Source organism: Kineosporiaceae bacterium (assembly GCA_016713225.1).
GTDB lineage: Bacteria > Actinomycetota > Actinomycetes > Actinomycetales > Kineosporiaceae > JADJPO01.
This window is the reverse complement of record JADJPO010000001.1, coordinates 235,414-251,800: the sequence shown is the minus strand read 5'-3', so window position 1 is coordinate 251,800 and position 16,387 is coordinate 235,414. Positions and strand designations below refer to the sequence as shown.

Annotated in this window: 16 protein-coding genes; 7 read left to right on the top strand and 9 right to left on the bottom strand. The window is 71.5% G+C overall.

Going from position 1 to position 16,387, the window contains the following annotated elements; genetic code table 11:
• The first annotated feature begins 358 nt into the window (after window positions 1-358).
• Window positions 359-1,150 (top strand): DUF2183 domain-containing protein, encoded by a 792-nt coding sequence (locus IPK24_01080; protein ID MBK8074166.1) that lies wholly within the window; start codon window positions 359-361, stop codon window positions 1,148-1,150.
• A gap of 21 nt (window positions 1,151-1,171) precedes the next feature.
• On the opposite strand, the gene IPK24_01075 is transcribed toward IPK24_01080, so the two are convergent.
• Window positions 1,172-1,546, bottom strand: coding sequence for a carboxymuconolactone decarboxylase family protein (locus IPK24_01075; GenBank protein MBK8074165.1), 375 nt, complete (start codon window positions 1,544-1,546; stop codon window positions 1,172-1,174).
• A gap of 113 nt (window positions 1,547-1,659) precedes the next feature.
• On the opposite strand from IPK24_01075, the gene IPK24_01070 reads away from it, so the two are divergent.
• The 3 genes from IPK24_01070 (at window position 1,660) to IPK24_01060 (ending at window position 4,678) form a co-directional block, all read left to right on the top strand.
• On the top strand, window positions 1,660-2,172 hold the full coding sequence (locus IPK24_01070; protein ID MBK8074164.1) for a YbaK/EbsC family protein: 513 nt from the start codon (window positions 1,660-1,662) through the stop codon (window positions 2,170-2,172).
• Window positions 2,173-2,182: 10 nt separating this feature from the next.
• Window positions 2,183-3,124 (top strand): LLM class F420-dependent oxidoreductase, encoded by a 942-nt coding sequence (locus tag IPK24_01065; GenBank protein ID MBK8074163.1) that lies wholly within the window; start codon window positions 2,183-2,185, stop codon window positions 3,122-3,124.
• 90 nt (window positions 3,125-3,214) lie between these two features.
• The gene (locus tag IPK24_01060) at window positions 3,215-4,678 is read left to right on the top strand and encodes a threonine synthase (protein MBK8074162.1); all 1,464 of its coding nucleotides are present in this window, start codon (window positions 3,215-3,217) and stop codon (window positions 4,676-4,678) included.
• Window positions 4,679-4,762: 84 nt separating this feature from the next.
• Here the strand turns inward: IPK24_01060 and IPK24_01055 are convergent, their stop codons facing one another.
• The 7 genes from IPK24_01055 to IPK24_01025 all read right to left on the bottom strand — a co-directional run bounded on the left by IPK24_01055 (window position 4,763) and on the right by IPK24_01025 (window position 12,505).
• Complete coding sequence (locus tag IPK24_01055; protein MBK8074161.1) at window positions 4,763-6,331, bottom strand: hypothetical protein; 1,569 nt, start codon at window positions 6,329-6,331, stop codon at window positions 4,763-4,765.
• 10 nt (window positions 6,332-6,341) lie between these two features.
• Window positions 6,342-7,061, bottom strand: a complete 720-nt coding sequence (locus IPK24_01050; protein MBK8074160.1) for an ABC transporter ATP-binding protein — start codon at window positions 7,059-7,061, stop codon at window positions 6,342-6,344.
• The gene (locus IPK24_01045) at window positions 7,058-7,945 is read right to left on the bottom strand and encodes a hypothetical protein (GenBank protein MBK8074159.1); all 888 of its coding nucleotides are present in this window, start codon (window positions 7,943-7,945) and stop codon (window positions 7,058-7,060) included. Before IPK24_01045 ends, IPK24_01050 begins: the two co-directional genes overlap by 4 nt.
• A gap of 481 nt (window positions 7,946-8,426) precedes the next feature.
• Window positions 8,427-8,783, bottom strand: coding sequence for a DUF1801 domain-containing protein (locus IPK24_01040; GenBank protein ID MBK8074158.1), 357 nt, complete (start codon window positions 8,781-8,783; stop codon window positions 8,427-8,429).
• Window positions 8,773-10,197 (bottom strand): sugar kinase, encoded by a 1,425-nt coding sequence (locus IPK24_01035; protein MBK8074157.1) that lies wholly within the window; start codon window positions 10,195-10,197, stop codon window positions 8,773-8,775. Before IPK24_01035 ends, IPK24_01040 begins: the two co-directional genes overlap by 11 nt.
• Before the next feature lie 26 nt (window positions 10,198-10,223).
• Window positions 10,224-11,723 (bottom strand): FAD-binding oxidoreductase, encoded by a 1,500-nt coding sequence (locus IPK24_01030; GenBank protein MBK8074156.1) that lies wholly within the window; start codon window positions 11,721-11,723, stop codon window positions 10,224-10,226.
• 5 nt (window positions 11,724-11,728) lie between these two features.
• The gene (locus IPK24_01025) at window positions 11,729-12,505 is read right to left on the bottom strand and encodes an SDR family oxidoreductase (protein MBK8074155.1); all 777 of its coding nucleotides are present in this window, start codon (window positions 12,503-12,505) and stop codon (window positions 11,729-11,731) included.
• A gap of 62 nt (window positions 12,506-12,567) precedes the next feature.
• Here IPK24_01025 and IPK24_01020 point away from each other — a divergent pair, with 62 nt between their 5' ends.
• Window positions 12,568-13,629 carry an acyl-CoA/acyl-ACP dehydrogenase gene (locus tag IPK24_01020; protein MBK8074154.1) on the top strand — a complete coding sequence of 354 codons (1,062 nt, stop codon included), beginning with the start codon at window positions 12,568-12,570 and terminating at the stop codon, window positions 13,627-13,629.
• Window positions 13,630-13,673: 44 nt separating this feature from the next.
• On the opposite strand, the gene IPK24_01015 is transcribed toward IPK24_01020, so the two are convergent.
• Window positions 13,674-14,111, bottom strand: coding sequence for a hypothetical protein (locus tag IPK24_01015; protein ID MBK8074153.1), 438 nt, complete (start codon window positions 14,109-14,111; stop codon window positions 13,674-13,676).
• A gap of 63 nt (window positions 14,112-14,174) precedes the next feature.
• Between IPK24_01015 and IPK24_01010 the strand changes: the two genes are divergently transcribed.
• Window positions 14,175-14,564: a cupin domain-containing protein gene (locus IPK24_01010; protein ID MBK8074152.1), complete on the top strand. Its 390-nt coding sequence runs from the start codon at window positions 14,175-14,177 to the stop codon at window positions 14,562-14,564.
• A gap of 138 nt (window positions 14,565-14,702) precedes the next feature.
• A complete protein-coding gene (locus IPK24_01005; protein MBK8074151.1) occupies window positions 14,703-16,385 on the top strand; it encodes an ABC transporter ATP-binding protein in 1,683 nt (560 codons plus the stop codon).
• The last annotated feature ends 2 nt before the right edge of the window (window positions 16,386-16,387 follow it).

Sequence of the window (16,387 nt, the reverse complement as noted above, 5' to 3'; positions counted from 1 at the left end):
CGGACGCCTCGAGGACGTCTGGAACGCCGCCTGGGGCGCGGTGTTCCGGCGGCGCGGGTGGCGGCCGGTGATCGTTCCCTACCAGGGCTACGGCCGGTCGGGGGACGAGGGCTTCGTCCGGGTACTCGCCCGGGTGCTGCTGGTGCCGGGGCAGGAGCCCCGGGTGAGCCATACTGCCTCGCCCCGGGCGTCGGTCGGGGCACGGGCCCGATCGCTGCGGGACTGGTCGGTACGGGAATGGTCGGCGCGCGCACCGTCCGGTCGCGCCGGCGCCGCCGTCCGGACCGCCCCACCGGGCCTGCCCGACCGGCGGGGGTGGCGGGCGTTCTTCACCCTGCCCGCGGCCCATGCGCCGGTGATGGTGACGGTGAGTGGTGTGGAGCATCAGGTCCGGGCCGATCGGTCGGGCATCGTGGACGCGCGCCTACCTGGCCCCGAGGTGACGCCCGGCTGGAAACAGGTCACCCTGCACATCGACCTGCCGGACGAGCACACCGCGGACGCCGTCACCGCGCGGGTGTTCGTGGTGGCACCCGAGCAGAGCTTCGGTCTGGTCAGCGACATCGACGACACGGTGATCCGCACCCTGCTGCCCCGGCCTCTGCTCGCGGCCTACAACACCTTCGTGCTGCGCGAGACCTCGCGTAGTCCGGTGCCGGGCATGGCCGAGTTGTATCGGACGCTGCTCGCCCGACATTCCGGGGCTCCCACGGTGTACGTCTCGACCGGGGCGTGGAACACGGCCGCGATGCTGCGGCGCTTCCTGGCACGCCACGGCTACCCGGAGGGTCCGATGTTGCTCACCGACTGGGGGCCGACCAACACCGGCTGGTTCCGCAGCGGTCCGGATCACAAGCGGGCCTGCCTGCATGCTCTCGCCGCCGACCTACCCTCGGTGCGCTGGGTGCTGGTCGGGGACGACGGCCAGCACGACCCGAGCCTGTACGCCGAGTTCGCCCGCGAGCGGCCCGATCGGGTGCGCGTGATCGCGATCCGGCAGTTGACGGTGACCGAGCAGATGCTGGCCCACGGCACGGCCACCCAGCGGATCGGCGAGCACTACGGCCCGGCACGCAGCGTCGTCCCCGAGGTCCGGGCACCGGACGGGGTGTCCCTGGCCGCTGCCTTGACCGGGCTCGACGTGTCCTGACCGGCGGCGTCCTGGCCGGCGTCAGGCCCTGGGCTGCTCCTTCTTGAGTCGGTCGAAGTGCTCGCGGAACTCGAGGAACGAGGCCAGAGCCCGCGGCCCGTGCACCGTGGCCGGGCCACCGTTCATCACCAGTGCCACGCCGATCGCCTCGGCGGCCTCGTCGATGGTCGCTCCGGCTCGGGCCGCGCTCTTGGCGTGGGCGGCGATGCATCCGTCGCACTGCTTGGAGATCGCGATGCTCAAGGCCATCAACTCCTTGACCTTGGCGCTCAGGGCACCATCGTGCAGAGCCGCGGTGCGCGTGCTGGTGTACCCGTCGTAGACCTCGGGGATCAAACTACGCAGCTTGGCTGCATCGTCACGCAGACCAGCGAGGACATCGTGTCCGTGGGGCATGAACAGCTCCTGGGGTGGACCGGATCCGCGGATCGGATCGCTACGGCAAATCTCTCAGTCTCTGTGGTGATCGGCTCGGCGGGGCCGTTGCCGTACTCCTAGGCTGAGCAATCATGAGCGGCAGCGATGCAGTCGAGGCCCCGGGCGAGCAGCGGGCGGCAGCGGCACTCACGGCGTCCGGCATGACCTACGTGATCACCCGGCACGGGCCGGTGGCATCGCTCGCCGAGGCGGCAGCAGCCCGCGGGGTTCAGCCGGGCGACATCGTCAAGACCCTGGTGGTGCGCCGGGGCGAGGGCGACTTCCTGTTCGTGTTGGTGCCGGGCGATCGTGAGATCTCCTGGCCCAAGCTGCGGGCCTACCTGGGCGTCAACCGGCTCTCGATGCCGGACGCCGCGACCGCGCGCGAGATGACCGGCTACGAGCGGGGCACCATCACCCCGTTCGGGTCGACCAGCGCATGGCCGGTGATCGCCGATGCCACGCTGACCGGGCGGACGGTGTCGATGGGAGCCGGGGCACACGGCGTGGCCGCGACGGTCGAGGCGGACGACGTGGTGCGGGTGCTGACCGCCGAGGTCGCCGACGTGACCGAGCCGACGGCCTCGGGCGCAGGGCGTGGGTAGCCTGCGCGCCATGAACCTCACCGACCTGCGCATCTTCACCGAGCCTCAGCAGGGTGCGAGCTACGCCGACCTGCTCGCCGTGGCCCAGCGCACCGAGGCGCTGGGCTTCGGCGCCTTCTTCCGCAGCGACCACTACCTGGCCATGGGAGGCGTCTCGGGGATGCCCGGGCCGACCGATGCCTGGATCACCCTCGCCGGGCTGGCGCGTGAGACCTCGACGATCCGGCTCGGCACGCTGGTCTCGGCCGCGACGTTTCGGCTGCCAGGGCCGTTGGCGATCAGCGTGGCGCAGGTCGATGCGATGTCGGGCGGCCGGGTCGAGTTCGGGTTCGGGGCCGGCTGGTTCGAGGCCGAGCACACCGCTTACGGCATTCCGTTCGGCTCGGTCGGCGACCGGTTCACCAACCTCGAGGAACAGCTCGCGATCATCCACGGCATGTGGCGCACCCCGGAGGGCGAGCAGTTCGATTTCGCCGGCGAGCGCTGGCAGGTGAAGGACTCCCCTGCGCTACCCAAGCCGGCCCAGGCGGGTGGCCCACCGATCATCATCGGCGGCGGTGGCCCGGCCCGGACGCCGCGCCTGGCCGCCCGGTACGCCGCCGAGTTCAATCTGCCGTTCGGCTCGCTCGAGGCCTTCGCCGAACGACAGCGCACGGTCGGTGCGGCGTGTGCCGCGATCGGGCGCGACCCGTCGTCCATGATCTATTCAGCGGCGGTGGTGGTGTGCTGCGGCAGCGACGAGGCCGAGGTCGCGCGCCGCGCTGCGGCGATCGGCCGTGAGCCGGACGAGTTGCGCGCCAACGGCGCGGCCGCCACGCCCGAGCAGGTCGCCGCGACGTTGCGGGCCTGGCGCGACGCCGGTGCCCAGCGGCTGTACCTGCAGATTCTCGACCTGGCCGACCTCGATCACCTCGACCTGATCGCCGCCGAGGTGGCTCCGCTGCTGGCCTGAAGCGCCTCATTCATGATCATGACGGGTTCGTCCGCGATGGACGAAACACATCGTCACGATCATGGAAACCCGTCCCAGTAGGCTGGCCGGGTGGAGTCCCAGCAGCCGGTTCGCTATCTCAGCACCCGCAGTGATGCGCCGCCGCGCACCTTCAGCGAGATCCTGCTCGAGGGCCTGGCCCCTGACGGCGGGCTCTACCTGCCGACCCACTACCCCCGCCTGGACGCCGCGACGCTGCGGTCGTGGCGCGGCCTGAGCTACGCCGATCTCGCCGAACGGGTGCTGTCGCTGTTCATCGACGACATCCCGGCCGCGGACCTGCGTGACCTGGTGCACCGCACCTACACCCCGGCGGTGTTCGGCACCGAGGCGATCACCCCGCTGACGCCACTGATGGGGTTCGACGGCGGCGCGCTCTCGCTGCTGGAGCTGTCGAACGGCCCGACGCTGGCCTTCAAGGACATGGCGATGCAGCTGCTCGGCGCCCTCTTCGAGTACGAGCTCGGCCGCCGCGGGCAGAGCCTGAACATCCTCGGCGCGACGTCCGGCGACACCGGCAGCGCCGCCGAGTACGCGATGCGCGGGCGCGCGGGCATCGCGGTGTTCATGCTCAGCCCGCACGGGCGGATGAGCCCGTTCCAGCAGGCCCAGATGTTCACCCTGGCCGAGCCGAACATCCACAACCTCGCGGTCGAGGGGGTCTTCGACGACTGTCAGGACGTGGTCAAGGCGGTCTCGGCCGACCTGGACTTCAAGCGCCGGCTACACATCGGCACCGTCAACTCGATCAACTGGGCGCGGCTGGTGGCACAGGTGGTCTACTACGTCGCCGGGTGGCTGGCCGCGACCGACCCCGCTCGCGGGGGTGGCGGCGACGACCAGCAGGTCAGCTTCACCGTGCCGTCCGGCAATTTCGGCAACATCTGCGCCGGCCACGTGGCCCGCATGATGGGCCTGCCGATCCGCCGATTGGTGTTGGCCACCAACGAGAACAACGTGCTGGAGGAGTTCATCCGCACCGGAACCTACCGGGTGCGCGGCGCCACGGACACGCACGAGACGTCGAGCCCGTCGATGGACATCTCCAAGGCCTCCAACATCGAGCGGTTCGTGTTCGACCTGCTCGACCGGGACGCCGCGCGCGTGGCTCACCTGTTCGGCGATCTGGTGCCCTCCGGCGGCTTCACGATCGGTGCGGCGGAGCACACCCGGATCGCCGAGTTCGGCTTTGTCGCCGGAACCAGTTCTCACGCAGACCGTTTGGCCACCATCGCCGCAGTCCACGCGGGGTCCGGCCGGCTGATCGACACGCACACCGCGGACGGCGTCCACGTCGCGCGCCACCACGTCGAGGACGGCGTCCCGATGATCGTGCTCGAGACCGCCCAACCCGTGAAGTTCGCGGACGTCGTCCAGCAGGCGACCGGGGTTCGCCCGCCGCTACCGGACGCGGTCGCCGACCTGGAACAGCGGCCGCGGCGCTTCGAGCTGATGCCGGCCGATGCCGAGCAGATCAAGACCTACGTCGAGAAGCACGCCGTCACCACCCGGTGATCATGTAATCCGTGCACATTCCCCGTGATCATGTAATTCGTGCACGCTCGTGAAACCACTCACAAGCGTGCACGGATTGCATGATCACCGCGAGGTTTGGGGGTCGGGGCGCGGGTAGCGGACGGCGACGTACAGAGCCACGACGGTGAACACCGCTTGCAGCAGGAGCATCGACGGCGTGACGTGACCGGTCACGATGGCTGTGATCACCGGGATGCTCCCCGCCACAGCCAGGTCGGGGCCCTGGGCGACCACGGCGGACAGACCGGGGGGGATCGCCCCCATCGGAGTCATGATCAACGGTCCGGAGAAGTCCGGGATCGGACGCGAGGCACCACGTGCAGCCGCGGCAGCCCACATCGGGGCGGCCAGCAGACCGAGTGACAGGTGCCCGGCGAGGTCGCCGAAGCGCCAGGCCAGCAACGCCATCACCCCCGGTGCCCAGAACGCCATGACCGCCGCCGGCACCACCAGCCGGGCCAGGCGCAGGCCCGCCTCACCGAGCGGCAACATCGTGTTCAGCGCCGGCACCAGCTGCGCCCGCCGGATGCCGTCGACGGTGGCGAGCGCCGCCAGATAGGCCCCCACCATGGTGGCGGCGACCACCACCGACGTCCGAGGGGTGGGCGTGAGCAACGGCAGGGCGGGCAGACAGGCGGCCACCGCGAGCTGCGCCGGGTACCGCCGGGTGCGAACGAACAGCGCCCACTCGGCCAGCACCACGACCAGCACGACCCGCCCCCACCTCGGCCGGCGCGCCACCCACGGCACCGACCGCAGCAGCCAACGCGCTCGGCGTTGTGCCGGTTCGGATCGGGCCGACAGCGCCCGCCCGAGGCCGCGCGGATCGAGGGAGAGGACGGCGACCAACGCCTCGTCCGCGCTCGCACCCTGGCTGCGCAGGCTCACCCCGGGCACGCGATCCAGCCGGGCATCCCACCGCACCATCAGGCCGGCCGCCAGGGCGCTGAACGCCACCGCTGCCACGGCCAGGCCACCGGACACCCGCGGCGCCGGCCGGGCCGCGAGCGCCACCAGCACCCCGAGGGCAGGTGTGGCCATCACCATCAGGTCGGCGATCCGACGGATCATCCGGTGGACGTCGGGACGCGGCTGGGCCAGCCCGGCGAGTTCGATCGCCGACGCCGTGAGCGCACCACCGGTGACCGCTGCCACGACGACGCCCGACGGCGCGGCACCGGAGGCCAGACCCACCGCGGCTCCCGTCACCGCGCCGATCAGTGCCCCGCCCCCTGGCCAACGCCAGGCCGCCGCCCGCAACAAGGTGCGCCGCTCGACCGACAGCGACAGCCACCACACCGACTCGGCGGACGACACGGCCAATGGCCCCAAGCGGGTCGCCACACCGACCAGGGCACCGATCGCGGCCAGGGCTGCGAGCAGGGCGAGCCACCCGGCGTCCAACCAGGGGCCGGCCGCGGTGTCCGGTGCCGCGACGGCGTCCCCAGGGGCCAGCCGACCGGCCAGCGAGAACACGGTGGCCGAGGTCATGAGCACCGCGACACCGACCATGTAGAGGTCGCCGAACACGTCCGTGAAGCCGGCTGCGACGTTGCGACGCCCACTGCGCCGGGTCCAGCGCCGAATCTCGGTCCCGGTCGGCAACGGCGGCTCCACCTGCACCACGGTCATGGCCCGGCCGTCATTGTTCGGCCCGGATCAGGTCGGCGCCACCGGCGGCGTCCAGCACCTGCACCGCGTGCTCGGCGATGGCGACCACGGTGGTCGCCACCCGGGCGACCAGCTGCGGGTCGTGCGAGGCCATCAGGACGCCGCCCCCGCCGTCCCGCTCGTCGATCAGGAATTCCCCCAACCGGTGCCGCATGGCGGTGTCGAGTCGTTGCTCGGGCTCGTCCAGGATCATCAGCGACCGCGGCCGGGCGAAGGCGGCGGCGAGCAGCAGTCGCCGCCGCTGGCCGGAGGACAACGCCGCCGGCAACGCATCGGCGCGCTCGATGAGCCCGAAGTCGTCGAGCTGGGCCTCGACCACGCCGTCCGGGTCGGCCACACCATGACCGGCGCAGGTCAGCAGCAAGTGTTCGCGCACGGTCAGCGTCGGGAAGAACGCCTCCTCACCCAGGTCGATCGCGACATGCGAGCGGAACCGGCGGGTGCGGTCGTCGACCGGCCCACCCATCACCTCGACCGTGCCCGCCAACGGCCGCAACAGGCCGACCACGGTGCGCAGCAGCGTCGATTTGCCGGTGCCGTTCGCGCCGACGATCACCACCAGGTCGCCGGGCTCGACCACCAGGCTCACCGGCGGGCACACCGGCAACCCGTACCCGACGTGCACGCCATCGAGGCGCAGCAACGCGGTGGTGCCGCCTGCTGCCGGGTCGGCTTCGTGAGCGGAGGTCATACCCCGATCGAACCAGGCCCCGGCGGCGACGGGGACTGCGGCGACGGGGAGCCACCTCGCGATCGCCGCACGGCCGTGATCCCGGCCCCGATCACGGCCGCGAGGGCGACCAGGGCCAACGCCGCCACCAGCCCCGGACGCCGCGTGGCGTCGTCCCGGAACCAGCCCCCGGCCAGCACGGCGCCGCCCGTCCAGGCGGCCCCGCCCAGGCCCAGACCCAGCGCGGTCAGCTCCCGCAGCGGACCGAGCCCGCGAACCTCGCCGCGGGTCGAGAGCAGCAACGGGAATCGCGGCGCGGTGCGCAGCAGCGTGCCGTCGTCCGGCGGGGGAACCTGACCCGCGGTGCCGCAAGCCCACACATCCTCGCCGGGGCCGATGATCGTCTCGAGGAGGCGCCAGTCGCCATCCAGCTGCGCGATCGGCTGCCGGGCCGGTAGCTCGTGGCGGCGCACGAACCGCACCTCGCCCTGGCTGGCCTGCGCGAGCTGCCGCACGGTCAGTCCACCGAGCTCGTGCGCGGCCAGCGTGGTGTTCGTCGCGGTGACCGTGGCCCCGCGGGGATCGACCTGCACCCGCATGCCGGCATCGGTCAGGTCGAACCAGCTGCCGGACGTCGCGCCGGCGCGTTCGTGCCAACGTGGCTCGGACGACGCGCTGCCCCGGTAGCGCTCCTGCAGCGACCACGACCACCAGACACACGCCCGGCGGGAAACCGGCGACAGCATCGGCTCGGCGGCGTTCGTGGTGCCGGTGAACGTCACGCGGCGGCCCGAGGCCGGGCCCGGGGTGAGAGCGGGAGTGAGCCGGCGCTCGATCCGGGCACCCAGGCCGAGCAGTCCCAGCCAGCCGAAGCCGGCACCCACCGCGAGCAACAGCCCGATCACGAGCGCGATGACAGCCTCCCCGGTCGACTCCGCCGCGAACGCCAGTCACTGTGACACATCAGCTACGGCGGGGTAGCGGTGTTCTCCACCGCATCCCGCTCGCCCTCGTCAACCGATCCAGCCGAAGCCGGCGGCGACGAAGATCACCGCGGGCGGGAAGAGCACCCACAGCGGCGACTTGGGGAAGGCCGCCACACCGACCATCGCCGAACCCAACAGGTAGAGCCCGATGGTGTGGATCGATGATCAGGCGAATCAGCCCGGCGCGGTGGCGGCTCGACGGACGCGTGCGGACGGCGTCCGTCGAGCCATGCGAGGGCCACCTCCGCGTCCACCCGGTTGCTGGCTGCGCACCGGTGATGACTCAAAGCTACGACTGAGCTACCCAGAGTGTCGATACGCCTGCAGGGTGACCCTGGCCCCCAGGGCTTCGTCGCATTGACCACCGAAGTCGGTGGTCAAAGCCACAAAGCTCGCCGGATCAGCGGGGGCTCGAGGTCGCCAGTTCGAGGCGGTAGCGGATCATGCGTTCGATCAGGTCGAGCGGCAGCGGCTCGGTGTGCGGGAACTGCACCGAGCCCTTGGCCCAGGTGCGGTCACCGAACTCGTCGGCGAAGTGCTCGATGACCGGCGGCGTGGGATAGAAGCCGACGTGCTTGTCGAACCCGGCCCAGTGCACGAAGTTCTTCCCCTTCAACCGGAACGTCGGTATGCCGTAGGCGATCACTGCCGTCACGTCCGGCACGATCGAGCGCACCAGCTCTTCGATCTGCGTCAGCCGGCCGACCGTGAACTCACCCAGCGGGGCGTAGTGGTCGGCGAACACCTCATCGGTCATGCGTCACACCCTGTCCGGAATCCCGCGCCACCGTCCAGCGGAACAGCGGATCAGTGAACTCGTGCAGTCGCGCGTACACCGTCCGCACCGCCGCATACTCGGCCATGCCCTGCGGATCGGGCGTGAACACCGCGCCCGGTTCGACCATCGCGGCCACCGCGGCATCGATGCCGGGGTGGACGCCGGCCCCGACCGCGGCACAGATCGCCGAGCCCAGCAGCGCACCGTCCGCGACAGCGGTCCGCTGGGTCGGGCGCGCGAACACGTCGGCCAGGATCTGCATCATCAGGTCGGCCTTGGCCCCGCCGCCGCTCACCAGGATGGTCGAGAACGATCGCCCCAGAGCCGTTTCCATCACCTCGAGGTGGCCGGCCATGGTCAGCGCGATGCCCTCGAGGATCGCGCGATGGACGGCGCCGCGCCCCTGGGTGCCATCGAAGCCCACCAGAGCCCCCCGACGAAACGAGGCCTCGGTGGGCGCCAGCCAGTCGAGCACCGCGAGGAGTCCTTGACACCCCCGGGGCACGGCCGCCGCCTCGGCGTTCAGCAGGTCCTCGTCGCCCGGGTCGACCCCCGCCAGGTCACGAAACCAGCCCACGGTCCACATGCCGCGCCGGATGCCGCCGGACTCGTAGAGGTACTCCCCCGGCACCGCGGCGGTGTTCACCCAGTAGGCATCGCTGCTCGCCTGCGCGGCGCCCGGGGTCATCGCGGCGATGTAGGTACCCAGTGAGAGCAGAGCCGTGCCGGGGCTGCGCAATCCGCAGCCGAGAGCCTCGACGGCCTTGTCGTTCGCCGTGGCGAACACCGGCAGTCCGACGGGGATGCCGGTGGCTGCAGCCGCCTCGGCGGTCACCCCACCCAACCGCGCGCCCGGCGGCACCAGCTCGGGCAGCATCGCCCGGGTCATGCCGAGCGCCGCGAACGCCGCCGGATCGCTCGACCAGGCCATCGCCGCCAGATCGAACGGCCAGGCGCCCTGGTAGTTCGCGGCGGTGTCGGTGAACGCGCCGGTGAGCCGGTGCGTGATGTACCCCGAGGACGCCGCCACCCGGCTCACGCGCGGATCGCCCCCCTCGGCGAGGGTGGGCACCTGGCGTCCGACCCGGACGTCCATCCAGCTCAGCAACGGTTCGACCAAGTGACCGTCGGCGTCCAGCAGCGCCCGACAGAACCGGATGGTGCACAGCCCGACGCCCACGATCCGGGCGAGATCACCGCTGTAGGAATCGAAGACGTCGCGGCAGGCCGCCACGATCGAGTCCCAGAGGTCGTCGTCCGGATGCACCACGTGCCCGGGCGCCGGGTGGTCATAGGGACGCAACTGGCGCCGAGCCGAGACCACCACCTGGCCCGCGGCGTCCACCAGGGCGACCTTGGTGCTCTGCGACCCGTTGTCGATCGCGAGCACCAGCGGGCCGTCATCGCCCGGGCCGCGGGTCACGGAGCCTCCGGCACGAACAGGGTGCCGGTGTTCATGATCCGGTGTGGGTCGAACTGCTGCTGCAGCCCGGCCAGCAGCCAGTAGGCCGACCCGTGCTCCTCACGCACCCAGGGCGTGCGGTACTTGCCGACACCGTGATGGTGCACCATCGAGCCGCCGACCCGCAGTGCCTCCTCGACCACGATGGCGTTCAGCGGGATGTGGTATTCGGTGATCTCATCGGCTGGGGCGCAACGAATCTGGTAGTCGTACACGAAGTACAGATTGGTGCCGGTCTGGTAGCTGTGCGAGGAGTGCGCACCCAACATGGTCAGGTCGGCGGCGTGGGCGAACTCGGCCCTCACCCGGCGCATCACCGAGGCGTACAACTCACCCACCCGCGACCAGTCGCAACTCACCTCGGTGGTGAACCCCAGGTGCGCCTGCTCGCGCATCACCACCTTCTCGGCGTCGATCTTGTCCTGACCCCAGTTGAGGCCGTCGAACCAGGCCTCGATCAGCGCCGGGTCGACCGGGGTGTGTGGACGCGTCGCGAAGACCTGCTCGATGCCGCCGGCGGTGGCGTCGGCCAACGGCTTCGGGCCTTCGGCGATCAGGACGACGACGTTCTTGCCCTGGTGGAAGTGTGCGAAGTGCTGCCGGGCGTCCTCGGGGGAATAGACCCGACAGACCGAGGGCCGGTAGCCGGCGGTGACCAGGTCGTGCAGCGCCTCGACACCGGCGGCGAAATCGTCGACCAGACAAGCGAAGTAGCGATTGTTCTCGGGGGTGTACCGGAACAGCTTGACGGTCACCTCGGTCACCACACACAGCGCGCCCTCGTTGCCGATGATCACGTGGCGGATGTCCGGCCCGGCGGCCCGGCGCGGCACGTTCTTGATTCGCACCACCTGACCGCCGGGGAAGACCGCCTCGAGCCCGACCACCATGTCCTCGATGCCGCCGTACAACGTCGAGAACTGGCCGATCGATCGCGTGGCGACCAGACCGCCATACTGTGCAAGGGGTTTGGACTGGGGTGAGTGCCCGGTGGTCAGGCCGCGAGCCCGGACGGCGTCCTCGAGCACCTGCAGCGGCACGCCGCACTGCACCGTGGCCATCAGGTTGGTCTCGTCGATGGCGAGGATCGCGTCCAGCCCCGAGGCGTCGAGCACGATCGAGTCCTCGACGATCGTCTCCAGCCCGCCCTCGGTGGCGGTGCCGCCGGTGCGCGGGACGACCGTGACCAGGTTGTCGTGGGCGAACCGCAACACCGCGGCGACGTCGTCCGTCGAGCGGGTGCGCACGATCGCCGCCGGGATCGGGCCGGCGTACTGGCCGTGCACCGCGGTGTACTTGCGGAACCGGTCGACGCTGGCCTCGCGCAGCGCCTGCTCGTCGATGACCACCTCACCGGCGTCCAGGCCACGCAACCCAGCGACGATCGCCGTCCGGTCGAGCGGTGAACGGGACGGCAGCCGGGCGGGCGGCGGCGGAAAGGTATCGGGTTGGGTCATGGCGCTCACCGAACCAGGTATCCGCCGTCGACGACCAGCACCTGGCCGTTGACGTAGTCCGAGGCACTGCCGGCCAGGAACACCAAGGCCCCCATCAGGTCGGCCGGTTCGCCCCACCGCCCGGTGGGGATGTGGTCGAGCACCCGCTGGTTGGTCTCGGGGTTCGCCCGGGTGGCCTGCGTGATCGCGGTGGCGTAGTAGCCCGGCGCCAGGGCGTTGACCTGCACGTTGTGCTCGGCCAGCTCGTCGCAGTAGGCCCGGGTGAAGCCCACCAGCCCGGCCTTGGTGGCGGCGTAGGCGGGCGAGGTGCGCCCACCCAGGTAGGAGAACAGCGAGGCGATGTTGATGATCTTTCCCGAACGCTGCGGGATCATGAACCGAGCCGCCTCGTGGGCCAGCTCGAACGCGGCAGTGAGGTTGACCGCCACCATCGGGTCCCACTGGGCGCGGCCGAAGTCCTCGACCGGGGCGAGCTCGCAGATGCCGGCCGAGTTGACCAGGATGTCGATCCCGCCCAGCTCGTCGACGCACCGCTGCACCACCTCGGCGGCCACGCCCGGGGCCGTGATGTCGGCCTCGACGACGACCAGGCGGCGCCCGGTGGCCTCGACCAGCCGGGCCGTGGTGCCGTCGTCCGGGGCCAACGCCGCGACCAGCACGTCGGCGCCCGCGGCGGCCAGGGCGAGGGTGAAGGCACGGCCCAACCCGGTGTTGCCACCGGTGACCACTGCGCGGCGTCCGGCCAGCGAGAACAGGTGCAAACCGAAGTCGGTGATGTCCATGGTGGGCGCAGGCTACCCGCCGCCGATCCCCCGCCCGTGAGGCACGCCGTAGCCTTCACCGCATGGAATCCGCGGTGGTGCAGCGAGCCCGACGACTGGCCGATGAGGTGTTGTTCCCGGCGGCCATCGACGTCGACCGCGCCGCCCGGGTGCCGGCCAGGTTGCTCGACGCCTTGGCGCAGAACGGTTTCTACGGCCTGGGTGCGCCGTCCGAGCTGTCCGGCCTCGACCTACCGGACGACGCCGCACGAGCCGCGGTGGTCGAGGCCTTCGCCGGGGGGTGCCTGTCGGCCGCGTTCGTCTGGTTGCAGCATCGCGGGGCCTTGCGGGCGGTGGTGAGCGCTGCCGCCTCGAACGCCTCGGCCGCCTCGACCGCCGTGGAGCACCACCTGCCCGAGCTGGTTGCGGGGCGGTTGCGGGCGGGTCTGGCCATCGGGGCCGCCACCCGCACCGGACCACCGCTGATCCGGGCGCTCACCGAGCCCGGTGGGGCGTGGCGGTTCAGCGGCCGAGCGCCCTGGGTGACCGGGTGGGGCATGGTCGACGTGCTGCTGATGGCCGCCCGGGACGCCGACGACCAGCTGATCTGGGCGCTGGTGCCCGCCGACTCCCCCGGGCTGCACCCCGAGACCCTCGCGCTGCTCGCGGTCAACGCCAGCGGCACGGTGACCCTGACCGTGGACGACGTGGTGGTCCCGGCCGAGCGAGTACTCACCATCGAGCCGCACGCCGCCTATCTGGCCCGGGACGCCGAGTCGGTGACGTTCAACGGGTTCCTCGCCGTCGGCGCCGCCGGACGGGCGATCCGCCTGATGCGCGAGGCAGGTGTCGACGCGAGTGGCGAGGACCCGTTCGAGGGGCAGGTCATCGAGACGCTGTCCACCGAGCTCGACCAGGTGCGGCAACGGCTGCTCACGGCCACGGCGGACGACGCGCCGTCCGCGCGGGCGGCCGCCTCGGAGCTGGCGATGCGGGCCGCGGCGGCGCTCGCCGCACATCAGGGATCGCGTTCGGTACTGGCCGGTTCCCATGCCGGACGCCTGATCCGCGAGGCGACGTTCCTGCTCACCTTCGGCAGCCGCCCCGCGATCCGGCGGCAACTGCTCACCCGCTTGGCCCGGTGAACGACCGGGGCCGGGTGGCGCCTGGCCCGGTCCCGACCCGGAGTTCAGATCGGGCGCAGCAGACGGCTCGCCGGGTCGACCGAGCCCATCGCGAGGACGGCGTCCAGGTTGCGGCGCAGAGCGAGCGCGTCCCGGCCTCCCACGCGCTCGGCCAACTCGCGCTCGAACCGGTCGTGCAGCCCACGGGCAGTGGCGAGCGCCAGCCGGCCCCGGTCGGCGAGCTCGATGAGCCGGGCGCGGGCGTCGTCAGGGTGGGGTGAGCGCCGGACGTAGCCCTTCGCCTCCATCTCGCCGAGGATCTTCGCCGCCCCCTGGGTGGTCATGTGCAGCCCCGGCAGCTCCAGCGTCGCCGCCGCCCGCCCGCCCTCGAACATGTGCCGTCCCCAGACGTCGAAACCAGCCGTCGCCATCTCGGCGTCGAGCCAGTCGACGAACGCGGCGTAGGCCAGTCCGAGTCGGATCCCGAGGTCGTCGTGCAGCACGGGTTGACGATATCAAACCTTAGTTATAGAACTGAGATTACCTATATCGAAGGAGCACCCACCATGCCTGTCATCGCCGGAATCGATGCCCCCACCTTCACCCTGGCCGACACCGTGTTCACCGGGCTCGCGACACCGAGCCGCGGCGCCGTCGAGAACGCGGTGTGGCGGGTCCGCCTCACCTCCTCGACCCCTGGCGCACTCCACACCCTCGACCGTGAGGAGGTGCTCGTGGCCGTCCGAGGCGCCGCGGTGGCCACATTGGCGGGCACGGAACACGCTGTCGCCGCGGGCGATGCGGTCCTCGTTCCCGCGGGCGTGCCCTTCGCGCTGCGGTGCGCCCAGCCGGAGGATGGCAGCTCACCCGAGTTCGAGGCGGTCGCCGTGCTGCCGGTGGGCGGGCGGGCTTGCCTGGTCGGGGGTGAGCCGTTCACCCCGCCGTGGGCCCGCTGACCGAGGGTTCGTGGCCGGACTCACCATTCCTCCTGACCGCGTGACGATCTGGCGACCTACCGTGGAACGGTGCGCAGCCTCCCCGTCCCCGACCCCGGCGAGGCCGACGCCGCGTCACCCGCGCGCTTTCTGTGGTGGATGGCCCGAGGGCAAACCTCAACACTGTTCGGGGGCATGGCCTTCGGCGTCCTGTGGATGTCGGCGCAGGCGCTGATGCCCGCCCTGATCGGCCGGGCGATCGACCACGGGGTGGCGCGACAGGATCTCGGAGGCCTGCTGCGCACGGTGTGCCTGGTGCTGGTGCTCGGCATCGTGCAGGCCGTCAGTGGCGTGATGCGCCACCGCTTCGCCATCACCAACTGGCTCATCGCCGCCTACCGCACGGTGCAACTCACGGTGCGCCACGTCGTCCATGTCGGGGGTGCGCTGCCGCGCCGGGTCGCCGTGGGCGAGGTGGTCACCATCGCCTCGAGCGACATGTCCCAGATCGGGCACGTCATGGACGTGATCCCCCGGTTCACCGGATCCCTCGTCGCCTTCGCCGTGGTCTCGGTGATCCTGCTGACCACGTCGACGATGCTGGGACTGGTGGTGCTGATCGGCATGCCACTGCTGATGCTGGCCGGCGCCCCGCTGCTGCGACCACTGCAACGCCGCTCGGGTCGACTGCGCCGGCTGACGGCCGATCTGTCGACCCGCGCCTCCGACATCGTCGCGGGGCTTCGGGTGCTGCGCGGGGTCGGCGGCGAGCCGCTGTTCTCGGCGCGCTATCACGCTGAGTCGCAACAGGTTCGCCGCGCCGGCGTCCGGGTGGCCCAGGTGCAGTCGGTCACCGACGCGCTGCAGGTGCTGGTGCCGGGCATCTTCGTGGTGATCGTGGTCTGGGTCAGCGCGCGGCAGGCAGTCAGCGGCCGACTCAGCCCGGGCCAGGTGGTGGCCTTCTACGGCTACGCCTCCTTCCTGACCATCCCGTTGCGCACGGTCATCGAGTTCGCCACCAAGCTGGTGGGGGCCTGGGTGTCGGCGCGACGCATCTGCGCCGTCCTGCACCTGGAACCCGATGCCGGCGAGCCGGCCGAGCCGGTGACCGCCCTGCCCGCGACGCTCGGCCGGGCCGATCTGATCGACCTGTGGTCGGGATTTCGCGCCCGGGCAGGGCACCTGACGGCCATCGTGCCCACCGATCCGGACGCCGGCGCCCACCAGGCGGACCGGCTCGGCCTGCACACCCCCGCCCCGGACGACGCCGTGCGGCTCGGAGACCTCCCCCTGAACCGGCTCTCCCGCAACGTATTGCGCCGACACATCCTGGTCAGCGACACGGCGGCACTGCTGTTCGCCGGCGACCTGGCCCAGGTGCTCGATGTGCGGGGACGCGCCAGCGAGAACGACCTGCGCGAGGCGCTGCGTGTGGCCGGCGCGCTGGACATCCTCGACGGGCTGCCCGAGGGCCTGGCCGGTCGGGTCGCCGAACGTGGTCGCACCTTCTCGGGTGGGCAGCGCCAGCGGCTGGTGCTGGCCCGGGCCGTGTTGGCCGACCCGCCGGTACTGGTGCTGGTCGAGCCGACCTCCGCCGTGGACGCCCACACCGAGGCCCGCATCGCCCAGCGGCTCCGGCAGCGGCGGCAGGGCCTCACCACGATCGTGATCACGACCTCTCCGCTGCTGCTCGAGGTGGCCGACGAGGTGGCCCTGCTGGACGGCGACCGGATCACCGTGGTCGGTCGACACGCCGGCCTGCTCGACACCCACGCCGGGTACCGCGCCGTGGTCACGCGCAGCGTGGGCGATCCGGACGAGGGCGACGAGGCAGCCCGATGAGC